The organism is Streptomyces sp. NPDC056347 (assembly GCF_042262625.1).
Taxonomy (GTDB): Bacteria; Actinomycetota; Actinomycetes; order Streptomycetales; family Streptomycetaceae; genus Streptomyces.
Window position 1 is genome coordinate 17504 of record NZ_JBHJQP010000011.1, and the last position, 16553, is coordinate 34056.

The following is a 16553-nucleotide window of genomic DNA, read 5'->3' on the forward strand; positions in this document are numbered from 1 at the left end:
GGAGGAGCGGGGGGAGGCGAGGAGGGGTGCGGGGCGGGCGTCGGCGTCGGCCGCGGCGTCGGCGTCGGGCTCGCGAAGCACGGGCCGATCCCCGCCGTGGCGATCCATGACGAGCCGTCGTCGCTCTTGCCGACGGAGGCGTACGCACAGCTGTCCGCCAGCGCGGGCGTCGGGGTGCTCAGCAGCCAGAGCAGCGCGAGCGCCGCCCCGAACCGTCCTATGAATGATCCGTACACGAGCGGGAGCATGGTCCGGCCCGTCGCGCGACACGCGGTGCGAGGTGCGGATTCGCCTGAAGGTGGGGAACCGGGCCATGGGTGTTTCGCCGCCGGCGGGCCCCTCGGGGTGCCGTCGTCGCAGGTCACGGCGTGATCCGCGCCGCGGTCCGGGCCGGGGCGGGTGGAGTGCACAACCGTTTTCTCTGGTAGGGGAGTTGACGCGTGTGCCGCGCGCGGACACGGGAGGCGGGTGCGCGGCGACGGCCGGACGGACCGCCGCTGCCGTATTGGTAAAGAATGCTGCCAATAAACTCGGTGACCGGGTATTTACCGACCGCAATCGATCCGGTGGCCGCAAGTGGCCCGACAAGGCGCGCCGTCCGGTCCGTCCCATTTCCCGCGCGGTAAAACCGGTGCCGTACCCGGATTCATCAACGGCCGGGACGGGGCGGGCGGATGGGGCCTGCCGTGAGCCGTCGTCCGATCGGTACCGAATGTCACACGCAGCGACGGTCCGGTTGCACATGCCAGTGGTGTGTGACCAATAACGGACGGCTAATTTCCGTTTCCGCTCGCTCTCTTGGCGGACGATCAGTAGCCTCTGGTCAACACTGACCATGGACATGGCCGGATCGCCGTGGCGACTTGTTGGAGACTTTGATGGAGCGTCCCGCTTGGGCACCGCGAGGCATAGACATTTCGGTGCCGAGCGTGTCCCGCATGTACGACTTCTATCTGGGCGGCTCGCACAATTTCGAGGTGGACCGGGAAGCCGCCCGCAAAGCCATGGAGTTCATGCCGGGGCTGCCCAAGATCATGCAGGCGAATCGCGCCTTTATGCGCCGAGCCGTGCGATACGCGGTGAGTGAGGGCATCACCCAGTTCCTGGACATCGGATCCGGAATACCGACCTTCGGTAATGTTCACGAAGTGGCCCAGGCGGCCGACCCGGAGGCCCGGGTGGCGTACGTGGACCACGATCCGGTCGCCGTCGCGCACAGCCGGGCCGTGCTGGAGGGCAACGACCGGACGGTGATCGCCGCCGAGGACCTGCGCCGCCCGCGCGACATCGTGAAGAACCCGGAGATCTCCGGACTTCTCGACCTGGACCGGCCGGTGGCGCTGCTGCTCGTCGCCGTGCTCCACTTCATCGAGGACGCCGACGATCCGCTGGGCGCACTCGCCGGACTGCGCGACGCCCTCGCCCCCGGCAGCCTCATCGTCCTCACCCACGCCTCGTACGAGGGCATCCCGCTCAGCCGGGAGGAGGCGGGCGGGACGGTCGAGGTCTACAACAGCATCCGCAACCCCCTGGTCATGCGGTCCCGTTCCGAGATCGCGCGCTTCTTCGAGGGATACGAAATGGTCGAGCCAGGACTGGTGTCGATGCCGTACTGGCGCCCGGACGCCCCGGTCGTCGCGGAGCAGGAGGACCCCTACGCGTTCTCGGGCTTCGCGGGAGTGGGACGCAAGGCGTGAGCATCCCCGCCCAGTCGTCGGGCACACCGGACACGGAGCCCGACGGTCCCGAGGGCCGGCTCCGAAGATTCGCCACCATCTGGAGCCGGGCCATCTTCCCCTCGACGGCCACCTCCCTGACCCGCACCGAGTTCGAGCAGCATCTGCTGCCGCTGGCCCGCGGACTCAGCGACATCCTGCACGCGCGGCCCTTCGACGCCGCCCCCGCGGGCGAGGTCGGTGCCGCGCTGGTCGACGCGCACTGCACGGACCCGGAGGCGCTCAGCAGCACGCTCGGCGTCGTCGACTCGTACCTGGTGCTCTACTGCGGCGGCAACGGCACCGCCGCGCTGTCCACCGAGGACGGCAGGGCCCGCTGCGCCCGCATCCAGCACGCCCTCGCGGGCGGCTTCACCCAGGCGCTGCGCGAACGCACCCGGGCCGAGCAGGAGGCCATCGCCCGCTCCGCGCTCACCGCCCGCACGGATGCCGAACGCGCCCTGCACGCCACCGAGACACGGTTTCGCGCCGTGTTCAAGGACGCGGCCATCGGCATAGGCATCGCCGATCTGGACGGCAACATTCTGGAGATCAACGACACCCTCACCCGGATGTTCGGCGGACTCGACAACCATGTGCGCAGCCACAAGGTCACCGAGTGGGTCCACCCCGAGGACGCGCCGTACGTCTGGAAGTACTACGACGAGCTGGTGCGCGGCGAACGCGAGCACTTCCGGGTCGAGAAGGCCTTCTACCGCAACGACGGCACGGTGCTGTGGACCAATCTGACGGTCTCCCTGCTGCGTGACACCGAGGGCCGCCCGCAGTACCAGCTGGCCCTGATGGAGGACACCACCGAACGCCGGCTGCTCAATCTGCGCCTGCGGTACGAGGCAACCCACGACGCGCTCACCGGGCTGCCCAACCGGACGCTGTTCTTCGAGCGGTTGGAGAAAGCGCTCTCCGCCGACGACGGCAACCGCTTCGGCCTGTGCTACCTCGACCTGGACGGCTTCAAGGCGATCAACGACAGCCTCGGCCACGCCTCGGGCGACCGGCTGCTCGTCGAGGTGGCCGACCGGCTCCAGAGCTGTGCCACCGCACCCGGTGAGATGGTCGCGAGGCTCGGCGGCGACGAGTTCGTGGCCCTGACCACCGGCCCCGACACCGAGACCGAGGTCGACGAGCTGGCCTGCCGCATCCTGGGGGCGCTGGGCTCCCCGATCCGCCTGGACGGCCGCGAGCTGACCGTGCGCGGCTCCATCGGGGTCGTCGAGGGGCCGGCCGGTGAACGCAACGCCGCGGAGGTGCTGCGCAGCGCCGACATCACGATGTACCGGGCCAAGTCGGCCGGCGGCAACCGCTTCGAGTTCGCCGACGCCGAGGCGGACGCCCGCGCGATCACCCGGCACGGGCTGACCACCGCGCTGCCCGCCGCCCTGGAGCGCGGTGAGTTCTTCATCGAGTACCAGCCGCTGGTGCACCTCGGCGACGGCACCGTGCACGGCGCGGAGGCGCTGGTGCGGTGGTGCCACCCGCAGCACGGCGTGCTCGGCCCGGACCGGTTCATCGCGCTCGCCGAGCACACCGGGCTGATCGTGCCCCTGGGCCGCTGGGTGCTGGAGGAGTCGGTGCGGCAGGCCAACTTCTGGCAGAAACGGCACAGCGACGGCGGCCCGGTACGGATCAACGTCAACCTCTCGCCGACCCAGCTGCACCACCCCCGGCTGGTCGCCGAGACGGTCGACGTGCTGGAGCGGTCGGGGCTCGAACCCGAGGCGCTCTGCCTCGAGGTCACCGAGTCCGCGCTCATCGGCGCCGACGACGACCTGCTCAAGCCGTTGCGCCAACTCGCCGAGATGGGCGTCGACATCGCGCTCGACGACTTCGGCACCGGCTACTCGAACCTGGCGAACCTGCGCCGCCTGCCGGTGAGCGTGCTCAAGCTGGACCGCTCGTTCACCATGGGCATGCAGCAGCATCCGGCGGACCCGGTCGACCTGAAGATCGTCGAGGGCATCGTCTCGCTGGCGCACAGCCTGGACCTCGCCGTCACGGTGGAGGGCGTGGAGACCGGCGCCCAGGCCGAGCAGCTGCGGCAGCTGGGATGCGACACGGCCCAGGGCTGGTACTACGCCCGGCCCGGCGCCCCCGACCGCATCCACTCGCTGCTGCTGGCCGACGCGGTGTGACCCGGTGCGGGGTACGGGCCACGGCCCGTACCCCGCACCGGGCCCTCGGGCCGGATCAGCCGACGGCCAGCAGCATCTTCTGCAACTCGCGCGCCGCACGCGGCGGTGCCACGTCGCTGCGGTGCGCGAGCGCGATCGTGCGCCGCAGTCCGGGACCGGCCAGCGGGGTCGTCCGCAGCCCGTGACCGGAGCGTCCGGCGACCATACTGGGCACCACCGCGATCCCGAGCCCGGCCCGTACGAAGCCCAGCACGGCATCCATCTCGCCGCCCTCCACCGTGAACGACGGCTCGAACCCCTCGGCGCGGCAGGCGGCCACCGTCAGCTCCCGCAGGTCGTAGCCGTGCCGGAACATCACCAGCGGCTCGTCCTGGAGATCGGCGATCCGCACCCGCCCGCCCCGCCCCGGCCGCGGCGCCCCGGCCGACGACACCACGACCAGGTCCTCGTGGAGCAGCTCGACCGTCGTCAGCGCGGGGGAGGCGGCGGGCAGCGGCAGCACCACCAGCGCCAGATCGAGCGCGCCGCGCGCCAGCTCCCGAACCAGATCGAGCGAGCCGCCCTCCTCCAGCAGCAGCCGGATGCCCGGATGCCGGTCGTGGAAGGCGCGCAGCACCTCGGGGAGCAGCCCGGTGCACAGGCTGGGCGTCGCGCCGAGCCGGACCCGGCCCCGGCGCAGCTGCGCCAGCTCCTGCACCTCGTGGCGCGCGGTGTCCGCGTCCGCGAGGATGCGCCGGGCCAGCGGCAGCAGGGCCTCGCCCGCGTCGGTCAGCGTGATGTTGCCGCGTGCCCGGCTGAACAGCTCCGCCCCCAGCTCGTTCTCCAGTGCCCGGATCTGCTGGGAGAGCGAGGGCTGGGAGACGTGCACCGCCTCGGCGGCGCGGGTGAAGTGCAGGGTCTCGGCCACGGCCACGAAATACGTCAGCTGCTGGAACTGCATGCACCCACTCTAGCCCGTACGATAGTCATTCCCTATGGAGATCAGCCGCTCCATGTCTTGGACTGATGAGGCCGTTCGGCCCTAGCGTCGTGCACATGGCATTGGCAACCCGGACGGACCGACGGCCGTCCATGACACGCACGCTCTGGGACTCGTCCGTCGGCAAGAAGACGGTCATGGCGGTCAGCGGCCTGATCATGCTGCTCTACCTGGTCGTCCACATGATCGGCAACCTGAAGATCTTCTTCGGGTCCGGCGAGTTCAACCACTACGCGCACTGGCTGCGCACCATGGGCGAACCCTTCCTGCACTACGAGTGGGCCCTGTGGATCGTCCGGGTGGTGCTCGTGGCAGCCGTGGTGCTGCACGCGGTCTCCGCGTACCAGCTGAGCCGCCGCGACATCCGGGCGCGGCCCACCGCGTACGTGCACCGCAGGCCGCGCGCCGCCTACGCCACCCGCACCATGCGCTGGGGCGGGATCATCCTCGCCCTGTTCATCGTCTGGCACATCCTCGACCTGACGACCGGCACCGCGCACCCCGGCGGCTTCCAGCCCGGCCACCCGTACCAGAACGTCATCGACACCTTCTCCACCTGGTACGGCAACACGGTCTACATCGTCGCCGTGCTCGCCCTCGGGCTCCATGTCCGCCACGGCCTGTGGAGCGCCGCCCAGACCCTCGGCGCGGGCCGGGCGAGCCGGGACCGGCTCCTGCGGGCCCTCGCCGGCACCGTGGCCGCGGTGCTGACCCTGGGCTTCATCTCCGTACCCGTCGCCGTCATGACCGGAGTCGTGAGCTGACAATGACCGACTACGCGCACTACACGACCGGCGCCCCCGTCACCGACACCAAGGCCCCCGACGGGCCCGTCGCCGAACGCTGGGACACCCGCCGCTTCCAGGCGAAGCTGGTCAACCCCGCCAACCGCCGCAAGCACACGGTGATCGTCGTCGGCACCGGCCTGGCCGGCGGCTCGGCCGGCGCCACCCTCGCCGAACAGGGCTACCACGTCGTCCAGTTCTGCTTCCAGGACTCGCCCCGCCGGGCCCATTCGGTCGCCGCCCAGGGCGGCATCAACGCGGCGAAGAACTACCGCAACGACGGCGACTCCGTGCACCGCCTCTTCTACGACACGGTCAAGGGCGGCGACTTCCGCGCCCGGGAGTCCAACGTCCACCGGCTCGCCCAGATCTCCGTGGAGATCATCGACCAGTGCGTCGCCCAGGGCGTCCCCTTCGCCCGCGAGTACGGCGGCCTCCTCGACAACCGCTCCTTCGGCGGCGTCCAGGTCTCCCGCACCTTCTACGCCCGCGGCCAGACCGGACAGCAGCTGCTGCTCGGCGCGTACCAGGCGCTGTCCCGGCAGATCGCCGCGGGCAACGTCGAACTCCACGCCCGTACCGAGATGCTCGACCTGATCGTCGTCGACGGCCGGGCGCGCGGCATCGTCGCCCGCGACCTGATCACCGGGCGGATCGACACCTACTTCGCCGACGCGGTCGTCCTGGCCAGCGGCGGCTACGGCAACGTCTTCTACCTGTCGACGAACGCCATGAACTCCAACGCCACCGCGATCTGGCGGGCGCACCGCCGCGGCGCGTACTTCGCCAACCCCTGCTTCACCCAGATCCACCCCACCTGCATCCCGCGCACCGGCGACCACCAGTCCAAGCTGACGCTGATGAGCGAGTCGCTCCGCAACGACGGCCGCATCTGGGTCCCGAAGGCCAAGGGCGACGACCGCCCCGCGGCCGAGATCCCCGAGGACGAGCGCGACTACTACCTGGAACGCATCTACCCCTCCTTCGGCAACCTCGTCCCCCGCGACATCGCCTCCCGCGCCGCGAAGAACGTCTGCGACGAGGGCCGCGGCGTCGGCCCCGGCGGCCAGGGCGTCTACCTGGACTTCGCCGAGGCCATCGCACGGATGGGCCGCGACAAGGTCGAGGAGAAGTACGGCAACCTCTTCGACATGTACGCCCGGATCACGGCGGAGAACCCGTACGAGACCCCGATGCGGATCTACCCGGCCGTGCACTACACGATGGGCGGACTCTGGGTCGACTACGACCTCCAGACCACCGTCCCGGGCCTCTTCGCCATCGGCGAGGCCAACTTCTCCGACCACGGCGCCAACCGGCTCGGCGCCTCCGCGCTGATGCAGGGCCTCGCCGACGGGTATTTCGTCCTCCCCTCGACGATCAACGACTACCTCGCCCGCAACCCGCACCACGAGGAGATCGACGCCTCGCACCCCGCCGTCGAGGAGGCCGTCGCCGACACCGAGGACCGGCTCAACCTGCTGCTCGCCGTCGACGGCGACCGCACCCCCGACTCCTTCCACCGCGAGATCGGCGAACTCATGTGGGAGTACTGCGGAATGGCCCGCACCGAGGCCGGACTGCGCACCGCGCTCGCCCGCATCCCGCAGATCCGCGAGGAGTTCTGGCGCCGTATCAAGGTCCCTGGCACCGGGGCCGAGTTCAACCAGTCGCTGGAGAAGGCCAACCGCGTCGTCGACTACCTGGAACTCGCCGAACTCATGTGCCTCGACGCGCTGCACCGCGCCGAGTCCTGCGGCGGCCACTTCCGCGAGGAGTCGCAGACCCCGGACGGCGAGGCCGCCCGCCGCGACGAGGAGTTCTCCTACGCCGCCGCCTGGGAGTTCTCCGCCACCGGCGAGGCACCCGTCCTGCACAAGGAAGAACTCGTCTTCGAGTACGTCCACCCCACCCAGCGGAGCTACGCATGAAGCTCACCCTGCGCGTCTGGCGCCAGAAGAACGCCGACGCCCCCGGAGCCATGTCCACCTACGAAGTGGACGGCATCTCACGGGACATGTCGTTCCTGGAGATGCTCGACACCCTCAACGAACAGCTCATCCTGGCCGGTGACGACCCCGTCGCCTTCGACCACGACTGCCGCGAGGGCATCTGCGGCGCCTGCAGCCTCGTCATCGACGGCGACGCCCACGGCCCCGAGCGCACCACCACCTGCCAGCTCCACATGCGGTCCTTCGAGGACGGCGACACCATCGACATCGAACCGTGGCGCGCCGCCGCCTTCCCGGTCGTCAAGGATTTGGTCGTCGACCGCTCGGCCTTCGACCGGATCATCCAGGCCGGCGGCTACATCTCCGCCCCGACCGGCACCGCACCCGAGGCGCACGCCACCCCGGTGCCCAAGCCGGACGCCGACTTCGCCTTCGAGCACGCCGAGTGCATCGGCTGCGGGGCCTGCGTGGCGGCCTGCCCCAACGGCTCCGCGATGCTCTTCACCTCGGCGAAGATCAACCACCTCAACGTGCTGCCGCAGGGCGCCCCGGAGCGCGAGACCCGGGTCCTCGACATGGTCGGACAGATGGACGCCGAGGGCTTCGGCGGCTGCACCCTCACCGGGGAGTGCGCCACCGCCTGCCCCAAGGGCATCCCGCTGCCGTCGATCTCGGCCATGAACAAGGAGTGGCTGCGCGCCACCCGCAAGGTGCGCCGCTGACCGGCCCGTACGCACGGATTCCCGGTCCCGGGGGCCGCCCACCCCCGGGACCGGGAAGACTCACCGGCGGCGCCGGATCAGGACGTCACGGAGATGTCGTCGCCGTAGACCGTGCCCTGCCCGTACCAGCCGTGCAGGTAGACGGTCACCGAGCCGGTCGAACCGGTGGTGAACTTCACCGACTGCTTCGCGTAGCCGCTCGACGAACCCCAGACGCTCGCGGTGGCGTCACCGCGCACCCCGAGGTACCCGTAGTTCCCCTGCACCCAGCCGCTCAGCGTGTAGGTGGTGTTGGGGGACAGGGTGAGGGTCTGCGCGCACTCGCCGGTCTGCGAGGCGGTGGCCGCCGCGGCGAGCGCGTGCGCACCGCCGTGCACCGGGGTGGAGACGACCGCGCCGCCGGCGTCGCAGGTCCAGGGGGTGAGCGAGCCGGACTCGAAGTCGCCGTTGACCAGGACCCCGGTGCCGCCGCCCGGACCCGACACCGTCAGGGTGAAGGAGGCGGTGTGGCTCAGCGTGCCGGAGGTGCCGGTCACGTCGATCCGGTACGTGCCCGGCGCCGCGGAGTCCGAGGCGGCGATCACCAGCTTCGCGCTCTGGCCCGCGGTCACCGAATTCGCGCTGAGCGTCGCCGTCACCCCGGCGGGCGCCCCGCTCGTCGTCAGCGCGACGGTCTTGGCACTGCCCGAGGTGACCGCGGTGTTCACCGAGGCCGAGACCGAGCCGCCGGGGGCCACCGTGGCCGAACCGGGGGAGACGGCCACCGAGTAGTCGTCCGTCACCGGACCGCCGCCGCCACCGGTGAACGGCGCGAAGGTGTGGCTGAAGTACCAGGTGTCCTGCGCGATCCCGGAACAGGTGTCGTTGCCGCCGGTGCCGGGGCAGCCGCCGTTGTCACGCTGGAGCGCCCAGAACGACAGGGTGCTCAGGCCCTTGGAGACCGCCCAGTCGTAGACGACCGGGGCGTCCGCGGTGGTGAACGTCTCGGCCGGGCCGTAGTCGTCGATGCCGGGCATCTCGATGATGCCCGCCATGCCCCACAGCTGCGCGTCGGTCTTCGACGGATACAGTCCGGCGAGCTGGTCCTTGAGGCCGCTGATCGCCGTCTTGGTGTCCTGCGCCATGTTGTGCGAGGCACCGTCGTAGTAGTCGAACGTCATGAGGTTCACGACATCGACCTTGGCGCCGTTGGACACCGCGTTCTCCAGCACCGCGAGCCCGCTGTCGGCGAGCCCGCTCGTGGTGGTGGGCAGGGTGTACGAGATCTGCAGCGGGCGCCCGTTGGCGGCGGCCCAGTCCTGGACCTTCTTGATCGCCTTGTTGCGGCGGTCGATCCCGGCGTTGTTGTCCAGCGAGTTGTCCTCGATGTCCATGTCGAGGCGGGACACGTCGTAGGTCGTGATGACCTTCTCGTACGCGGCGGCGATCGAGTCGACGTTGGTGCAGCTGTCGGCGATCTCGGTGGCTTCGTTGTCGGCGGTGTAGCCGCCGAACGAGGGGATCACGTCGCCGCCCCGGGACCGCATGGTGGTGAAGTCGGCACCGAACACGGACTGGGCGATGGGGGTGCTGGAGTCGCCGTTCCAGTACGGGGTGCAGGAGCCGCGGGCCTCGGTCTGGATGAAGGCCATGGTCAGGTACTTGGCGCCGGAGGCCTGCGAGAGGGCGGCCGGGCTGTCGCCGTTCCACGCTTCGAAGTACGGGGCGAAGACATGGGCCGGCATCGGGGTCGCGGCGGTGGGGGCGGCCTCGGCCCCGGCACCTGATCCGAGGACCAGTCCGGCGGAGGCGACGGTGGTGGCCAGGGCGCTCAGGACTGCGCCGAGTGCTCTTGGACATCGCATGGGGGATGCTCCCGGGGGTGAGACGACGGGCGGATCGCACGGCTCGGCCGCGCCCGTCGAGGAGCGCGGCCCGTTCCTGTGAATCCCGGCCGGGGGTCACACGCCGCACGGTGTGGAGCGGCCGTGAGGCATGCCCATAATTGGTCTGGACCAGAGCTCGGTCAAGAGTCTTTGCTGTTTCATTCCCCATTGCTTGCCTTATGCGGCAACTCGCTGTGTTCGTGGTCGAGTTGGCGTCACGGGCGACGGAGTGCCGCGGTCAGGTACGCCGCCGTGCGGCTGCCGGGCGCCGCCGCCACCTCGGCCGGTGTCCCCGCCGCCACGATCCGGCCGCCCCGGTCGCCGCCGCCGGGACCGAGGTCGATCACCCAGTCGGACCCCGCCACCACCGTCATGTCGTGCTCCACGACCACCACGGTGTCGCCGGCGTCCACCAGGCCGTGCAACTGCCGCATCAGCACCTCGACATCGGCGGGATGCAGCCCCGTCGTCGGCTCGTCCAGCAGATACAGCGTGTGGCCCCGGCGGGTGCGCTGGAGTTCGGCGGCCAGCTTGATCCGCTGGGCCTCGCCGCCGGACAGCTCCGTGGCGGGCTGCCCGAGCCGCAGATAGCCGAGCCCGACGTCGAGCAGGGTCCGCAGGCTGCGCTCGGCGGCCGGTGTCCCCGCGAAGAACCCGGCCGCCGACTCCACCGTCAGGTCCAGCACCTGCGCGATGTCGAGGCCCCGCAGGGTCACCTCCAGCGTCTCCTGGTTGTACCGGGCCCCGCGGCAGTCCGGGCAGGGCGCGTACGTGCTCGGCAGGAACAGCAGCTCCACGGAGACGAAGCCCTCGCCCTGACAGGTCTCGCACCGCCCGCCCGTCACATTGAAGGAGAACCGCCCGGCCCGGTAGCCGCGTTCCCGGGCCGTGTCCGTGGCTGCGAACAGCTTCCGTACGACGTCGAAGAGCCCCGTGTACGTGGCCAGGTTGGACCGGGGCGTACGGCCGATCGGCCGCTGGTCGACCTGGACGAGCCGGTCCACCGCCGAGAGCCCCTCGGCGGACGCGCACCAGCGCCCCGCGGGCTCCGCGTCCGGCTCCCCGCCCCCGGCGGACGGCCGCCGGTCGGCGAGCAGCCCGGCCAGCACCTGACCGGTGAGCGTGGACTTCCCCGACCCCGACACGCCCGTGACGGCGGTGAACACGCCGAGCGGGAACGCCGCGTCCACGCCGCGCACATTGTGCCGGTCGACCCCGTTCAGCCGCAGCCACCCCGTCGGCGTACGCACCGCACGCTCCGGGGCCGGCCCCGCGTCGAACAGGAAGCGCCGGGTGGCCGACTCCGGCACCTGCGCGAGCCCGGCCGGGGGGCCGCTGTGCAGCACCCGGCCCCCGTGCTCACCGGCCAGCGGCCCCACGTCGACCAGCCAGTCCGCCCGGCGCACCACGTCCATCTGGTGCTCCACGACGAAGACCGAGTTCCCGGCCTCCTTCAGCCGCCCCAGCACGCCGAGCAGCGAAGCGGTGTCCGCCGGGTGGAGACCGGCCGACGGCTCGTCCAGTACGTAGACGACACCGAAGAGGCCCGAGCGGAGCTGGGTGGCCAGCCGCAGCCGCTGCAACTCGCCGGAGGAGAGCGTCGGGGCCGTCCGGTCGAGGCTGAGGTAGCCCAGGCCGAGTTCGGTGACCGTGCCGATCCGGGCGAGCAGATCGGCCGTCAGCAGCCGTGCCGTGCCGTCGCCGCCCGCCGTTTCCAGCAGCTCGGCGAGCGTGGTCAGCGGCAGTGCGGCCAGCTCCGCGATCGTCCGCCCCGCGAAGGTGACGGCCAGCGCCTGCGGGCGCAGCCGGCTGCCGTGGCAGTCCGGGCACGGCGCGGCGGTCAGGAACCGTTCGGCCTTCGCCCGCAGCGTACGGCTCCTGGAGTCGGCGAAGGTGTGCATCACATAGCGGCGGGCGCTCATGTACGTGCCCTGGTACGGGCGCTGGATGCGGCCCGCCTCGCGCACCGGATGGACCGTCACCACCGGTTGCTCGTCGGTGAACAGGATCCACTCCCGCTCCGTCGCGGGCAGCTCGCGCCAGGGCCGGTCGACGTCATGGCCCAGCGCGTCCAGCACGTCGCGCAGGTTCTTGCCCTGCCAGGCCCCCGGCCAGGCGGCGATCGCGCCCTCGCGGATGGACAGCGAGGGATCGGCGACCAGCAGTTCCTCGGTGGTGCGGTGGACGAGACCGAGTCCGTGGCAGGTCGGGCACGCCCCGGCGGCGGTGTTCGGGGAGAAGGCGTCGGAGTCCAGCCGCTCGGCCCCGGCCGGATAGTCCCCGGCCCGCGAGAACAGCATGCGCAGCGAGTTGGAGAGCGTGGTGACCGTGCCGACGGACGAGCGGGCGCCGGGCGCCGAGCGGCGCTGTTCCAGCGAGACGGCGGGCGGCAGACCGGTGACCTCGCCGACCGCGGGCGCCCCGACCTGGTGGATCAGCCGTCGGGCGTACGGGGCGACGGACTCGAAGTAGCGGCGCTGGGCCTCCGCGTAGATCGTGCCGAAGGCGAGCGAGGACTTGCCGGAGCCGGAGACGCCGGTGAAGACGGTGAGGGTGTCGCGCGGGATGTCGACCGAGACGTCCCTGAGATTGTGCTCACGGGCGCCGCGCACCCGGACGTACGGATCGTGGGGGGTGGGCATGTGCGCGGGACTCCGTACGGATCGGGGCGGGACCGGCGGACCGGGGCAAACACTCCGATAGTAGGCTCCCCGGCGGCCCGGGGCCGGTCCTGGAGGACCGGCCCGGCGGCCCGGCGGATCAGCGGGAGGGCCGCAGCGCGCGCTTGATGGGCCGTCCCACGACACTGCGGGCGCGCTGGTACGTCGAACGCTGGACGGGCAGCGCGGCGTTCTTCGCGATCCTGCGCCGGAGCTTGGTGTTCTCCTCGGTGAGGTCGGTGAGCTGGGTCTGCAGCCAGTTCAGCCGGGGCGCCAGCTCGGTGGCCTCCGGGCCGGTCCAGGGGCGGACGCCCGGGGGGAAGGCCAGCTTGCTCATCCGGCTCTCGAAGGCCGCGCCGCTGTCACCGTGCGTGAAGGTGTTCTCCAGGCCATTCTTGTCGAGGAAGCCGGTGAACCGGTCGAACCGCTCCCGGTGACCGCGTACCAGTGGCCCGAAGTCGGCCTTCTCGTACAGCTCGGCGGGGTCGAGGTCGGCCGGTGCCTCGGAGAGCATCCGGTGCGGGATCTCGAAGTAGCGGCACAGCTCCAGGGTCCGTGAGTCGCCGCACAGCACGGTGGCGGGCGTGCCGGCCAGCAGGGCGGCGATGTTGCCGTGGATCCGCGAGCCGAAGGAGAAGTCGAAGCCCCGCAGGTCCTCCATCCAGGTGACCGGGTCGATGTAGACGCGGGCCTTGTCCTGCGCGTACATCGGGTGGTCGGGGTGGGTGGGGATGTTGGTGAGCGCGGCGTTCGCGTGCGACATGTCGCGCCAGTGCAGCTGGCGGGCCTCGGAGAGGTTCTGGCCGACGAAGCGCAGGTGCGGGTAGTGCGCGTGGGCCCGGTTGATGATCTGGCCGAGTTTGGTCTTGCGTATCGCGTCGTGCGATCCGTTGACGGAGACGCGCGATCCGGGGCCGAGCGGCAGGTCGCTCTCCCGGATGTCCAGCCGGTCGCCGTGCAGGAACATCGACGGGCAGCCGATGACGTCAACGTCACGGAAACCCATGTCCCGCAGGTACCGCTCGGTGAACTCGCCGCGCACCCCGATCGAGGCGCTGTGGTCGAGGACGGCGGAGACGAAGGCGTGGACCGTGGGCTGCAGCGGCTTCAGTCGTTCGGTGGAGAAGTTGACCCCGGTCTGGGCGCCGACACCCGGGACGACCACCGGGATCTTCAGTTTCGAGATGAGCTTGGTCAGCCGCTGGAGCTGCACGTCGAAGGACGGCCGGAAGGCGTTGGCGAGCGGGATGACGAAGACGTCGTACTCGTCGTTGATGCGGTCCGCGTCGGCGACCCGGGTGGCGGCACCGTTGGAGGCCACCTTGGTGTGTGGCGTCTCAAGGATCTTGTGAGCGGAGTCGCTGAAGATCAGGTTGCCCGCGTTGGTGGCGAACACGTCCTCATGGAGGGCGCGCTCGACCGGTACCACGTCGTAGGGGCTCTTCCCTGAACGGAGGAGTATTCGCTTCACTTGGTTTGCGTTGGATGCCACAAAGATGAATATAGCTTTACGATCGTTTTTGATTCCACGTGCATCCTGTACAACCTTTTGCGATCTTCACGGAACGTAAGCGGACGGCTCCCCCTCCGCGCACGGGCGGGTGCGCGGGATCTGTATCGGGGACGCCCGGTCCGGCGCCCGGTGCGGGCCCCTTGTAGGCCGGACGGCGGCGACCGTACGCTGCCCCGGGCGCGTGGCGCGCCCATCGGGGAGGTGGAGACGCCGTCATGGCCGAGTCACTGTCCGAGGACGATGCCCTCGAAGCGGTCGCCCGGCACATCGGCCGCCCGGGACAGGGGCGGCAACTGCGGCGCACCGGCGCCGACATCACCCCGCTCCCGATGCTCGGCCTGCGCGTCGTCCGCTCCGTGGAGACCCGCGCCACCCGGACCGAGACCAGACCCGGCCGGTACGACACCTCGGGACTGCCGACGTACGAGGGAGAGCTGGGCGACCACCGGGTCGAGCCGCCGAAGGACCCGGCCCGGGCGCACACCGTGGAGCTGATGCTCGGCGGCTCGGCGCGAACGGCGGCCTGCGGCTGCGACGCGGGCCGGAGCCCGTGCCGCCGCTGCCAGGGTGCGGGGAAACTGGTCTGCGCGGCCGGGACGCCGTGCCCCGCCTGCGAGGGGGAGGAATCCTGCACGTGGTGCGACGGCACCGGGAAGCGGGGCGGGAAGGGTGTCGTGGGCGACGGGGCCGGTGGGCGGACCACCTGTGTGAAGTGCGGCAAGCCGCGCTCCGCGTGTCCGAAGTGCCGTGGCCGGGGCACCGATCCGTGCCCGCGGTGCGACGACACCGGCTTCCGGGAGTGCCGGGCCTGTGAGGGCGGGGGGACGACGAAGCACACCCCGTGCGACGGGACGGGCCTGCTTACCCGATGGACCGTCGGATCGGTCGGCCGCACTCCGCAGCGCAGCACGGCGAGGCTGCCGGATCCCGCGCCGCCGTTGCGCGTCCGGCAGCGCACCGGTCGCACCGGCGCCTGGGCGCGGGCCACGCTGACCTCGGCGCACACGCCGCTCCCCGAGGCGCTGGATCCGGTCCATGCGAAGGCGGTCGAAGCGGCGCTGGAGCCCCGGCCGGGCGAGGTCGCCAGGCGGGCCGAGCTGGAGTGGCTGCCCCTGGTGTCGGTGGCCGTGGCGGACGACCCCGACCACGTCTTCTACGTCTTCCCCGGGCAGGGCGGCCCGGAGGTGCTCCCGGTCTGGTCGCGGCGCCGGTCGCTGCGGGTCGCCGCGGCGGTGGCGGCCGCGGCGGTCGCTCTGGTTCTTCTGGTGGCCGTGCTGGTCTGATGGGATGGGGGAGTGAAGAGCGAACTCCGGCCCCTGGCCGTATTCGACGTGGACGGCACGCTCGCGGACAGCGGCCACCGGCAGCACTACCTGGAAGGTCCACGGCGCGACTGGGACGGCTTCTTCGCCGCGGCGGTCGACGACCCGCCGCTGCCCGAAGGGGTGCGGCTGGCCCTGAGCAGCGCCGAGGAGTGCGAGGTGAGGTACCTCACCGGGCGGCCCGAGCGGTGCCGCCGGGACACCCTGGCCTGGCTGGCCGGGCAGGGGCTTCCCGAGGGGCGGGTGTACATGCGCGGGAACGACGACCGCAGGCCGGCCCGGCGGACCAAGCTGGAGATCCTGCGGCGGCTGGGCCGGGAGCGTGAGGTGCGGATGCTGGTCGACGACGACGAACTCGTCTGCGACGCGGCGGAGCGCGCGGGCTTCGCCGTGGTGCGGGCCCGCTGGGCGACGGCGTCCGCGGCGCTCCGGGACGCCCAGGAGCGCGAGGGCCGTACCTGATCCCGGGCCGGTGCCCCTGTCCCGGCCCGCCCCGTCGACCCGTCCCGACCCGTGCGGTGACGGGTCCGGCGGCCCGGTCAGCCCGTCTCGTCGAGCCGGAACCCGACCTTCAGGCCCACCTGGTAGTGCTCGATCCGGCCGTCCCGGATCTCGCCACGCACCTGTGTGATCTCGAACCAGTCGAGATTGTGCAACGTTTCCGAAGCTCTTGCGACGCCCCGGCGGATGGCGTCGTCGACCCCTTCATGGGAGGTTCCCACGATTTCGGTGACCCGATAGGTGTGGTTTGACATCTTATGTCTCCTCTCGCCCTTATCACGGTGCCCCATCCCGTCCGACTCCGCGAGAGGTCGGGGCGTGAAACTTTCCGTGAACGGCCCTTGACCAGATCAATGGTCCATACCAAAATCCAGCCACGCCCGTGC

Annotated in this window: 12 protein-coding genes; 7 read left to right on the forward strand and 5 right to left on the reverse strand. The window is 71.1% G+C overall.

Going from position 1 to position 16553, the window contains the following annotated elements; genetic code table 11:
* The first annotated feature begins 878 nt into the window (after window positions 1-878).
* Together ACFCV8_RS04835 and ACFCV8_RS04840 are read left to right on the forward strand one after the other, a co-directional pair.
* On the forward strand, window positions 879-1697 hold the full coding sequence (locus ACFCV8_RS04835; protein ID WP_376683810.1) for an SAM-dependent methyltransferase: 819 nt from the start codon (window positions 879-881) through the stop codon (window positions 1695-1697).
* Window positions 1694-3868 (forward strand): putative bifunctional diguanylate cyclase/phosphodiesterase, encoded by a 2175-nt coding sequence (locus ACFCV8_RS04840; RefSeq protein WP_376683811.1) that lies wholly within the window; start codon window positions 1694-1696, stop codon window positions 3866-3868. Before ACFCV8_RS04835 ends, ACFCV8_RS04840 begins: the two co-directional genes overlap by 4 nt.
* Window positions 3869-3923: 55 nt before the next feature.
* On the opposite strand, the gene ACFCV8_RS04845 is transcribed toward ACFCV8_RS04840, so the two are convergent.
* Window positions 3924-4808, reverse strand: a complete 885-nt coding sequence (locus ACFCV8_RS04845; RefSeq protein ID WP_376683812.1) for a LysR family transcriptional regulator — start codon at window positions 4806-4808, stop codon at window positions 3924-3926.
* 95 nt (window positions 4809-4903) lie between these two features.
* Between ACFCV8_RS04845 and ACFCV8_RS04850 the strand changes: the two genes are divergently transcribed.
* The 3 genes from ACFCV8_RS04850 to ACFCV8_RS04860 are packed head-to-tail and all read left to right on the forward strand — an operon-like array spanning window position 4904 to window position 8306.
* Complete coding sequence (locus ACFCV8_RS04850; RefSeq protein ID WP_376683813.1) at window positions 4904-5611, forward strand: succinate dehydrogenase; 708 nt, start codon at window positions 4904-4906, stop codon at window positions 5609-5611.
* 2 nt (window positions 5612-5613) lie between these two features.
* Entirely contained in the window at window positions 5614-7563 is a 1950-nt protein-coding gene (locus ACFCV8_RS04855; RefSeq protein ID WP_376683814.1) for a fumarate reductase/succinate dehydrogenase flavoprotein subunit, read from the forward strand.
* The gene (locus ACFCV8_RS04860; RefSeq protein ID WP_376683815.1) at window positions 7560-8306 is read left to right on the forward strand and encodes a succinate dehydrogenase/fumarate reductase iron-sulfur subunit; all 747 of its coding nucleotides are present in this window, start codon (window positions 7560-7562) and stop codon (window positions 8304-8306) included. The genes ACFCV8_RS04855 and ACFCV8_RS04860 overlap by 4 nt, the downstream gene beginning before the upstream one ends.
* 77 nt (window positions 8307-8383) lie before the next feature.
* Here the strand turns inward: ACFCV8_RS04860 and ACFCV8_RS04865 are convergent, their stop codons facing one another.
* The 3 genes from ACFCV8_RS04865 to ACFCV8_RS04875 all read right to left on the reverse strand — a co-directional run bounded on the left by ACFCV8_RS04865 (window position 8384) and on the right by ACFCV8_RS04875 (window position 14323).
* Entirely contained in the window at window positions 8384-10150 is a 1767-nt protein-coding gene (locus ACFCV8_RS04865) for a glycosyl hydrolase family 18 protein (RefSeq protein WP_376683816.1), read from the reverse strand.
* A 236-nt stretch (window positions 10151-10386) separates the two neighbouring features.
* Window positions 10387-12813 carry an ABC transporter gene (locus tag ACFCV8_RS04870; RefSeq protein ID WP_376683817.1) on the reverse strand — a complete coding sequence of 809 codons (2427 nt, stop codon included), beginning with the start codon at window positions 12811-12813 and terminating at the stop codon, window positions 10387-10389.
* A gap of 118 nt (window positions 12814-12931) precedes the next feature.
* Complete coding sequence (locus ACFCV8_RS04875) at window positions 12932-14323, reverse strand: polysaccharide pyruvyl transferase family protein (protein ID WP_376683818.1); 1392 nt, start codon at window positions 14321-14323, stop codon at window positions 12932-12934.
* Between the two features lie 236 nt (window positions 14324-14559).
* On the opposite strand from ACFCV8_RS04875, the gene ACFCV8_RS04880 reads away from it, so the two are divergent.
* Window positions 14560-15627 carry a hypothetical protein gene (locus ACFCV8_RS04880; protein ID WP_376683819.1) on the forward strand — a complete coding sequence of 356 codons (1068 nt, stop codon included), beginning with the start codon at window positions 14560-14562 and terminating at the stop codon, window positions 15625-15627.
* 12 nt (window positions 15628-15639) lie between these two features.
* Window positions 15640-16128: a hypothetical protein gene (locus ACFCV8_RS04885; protein WP_376683820.1), complete on the forward strand. Its 489-nt coding sequence runs from the start codon at window positions 15640-15642 to the stop codon at window positions 16126-16128.
* A 77-nt stretch (window positions 16129-16205) separates the two neighbouring features.
* Here ACFCV8_RS04885 and ACFCV8_RS04890 read toward each other — a convergent pair whose 3' ends face one another.
* Entirely contained in the window at window positions 16206-16421 is a 216-nt protein-coding gene (locus ACFCV8_RS04890) for a dodecin (RefSeq protein WP_376683821.1), read from the reverse strand.
* Window positions 16422-16553 lie beyond the last annotated feature (132 nt).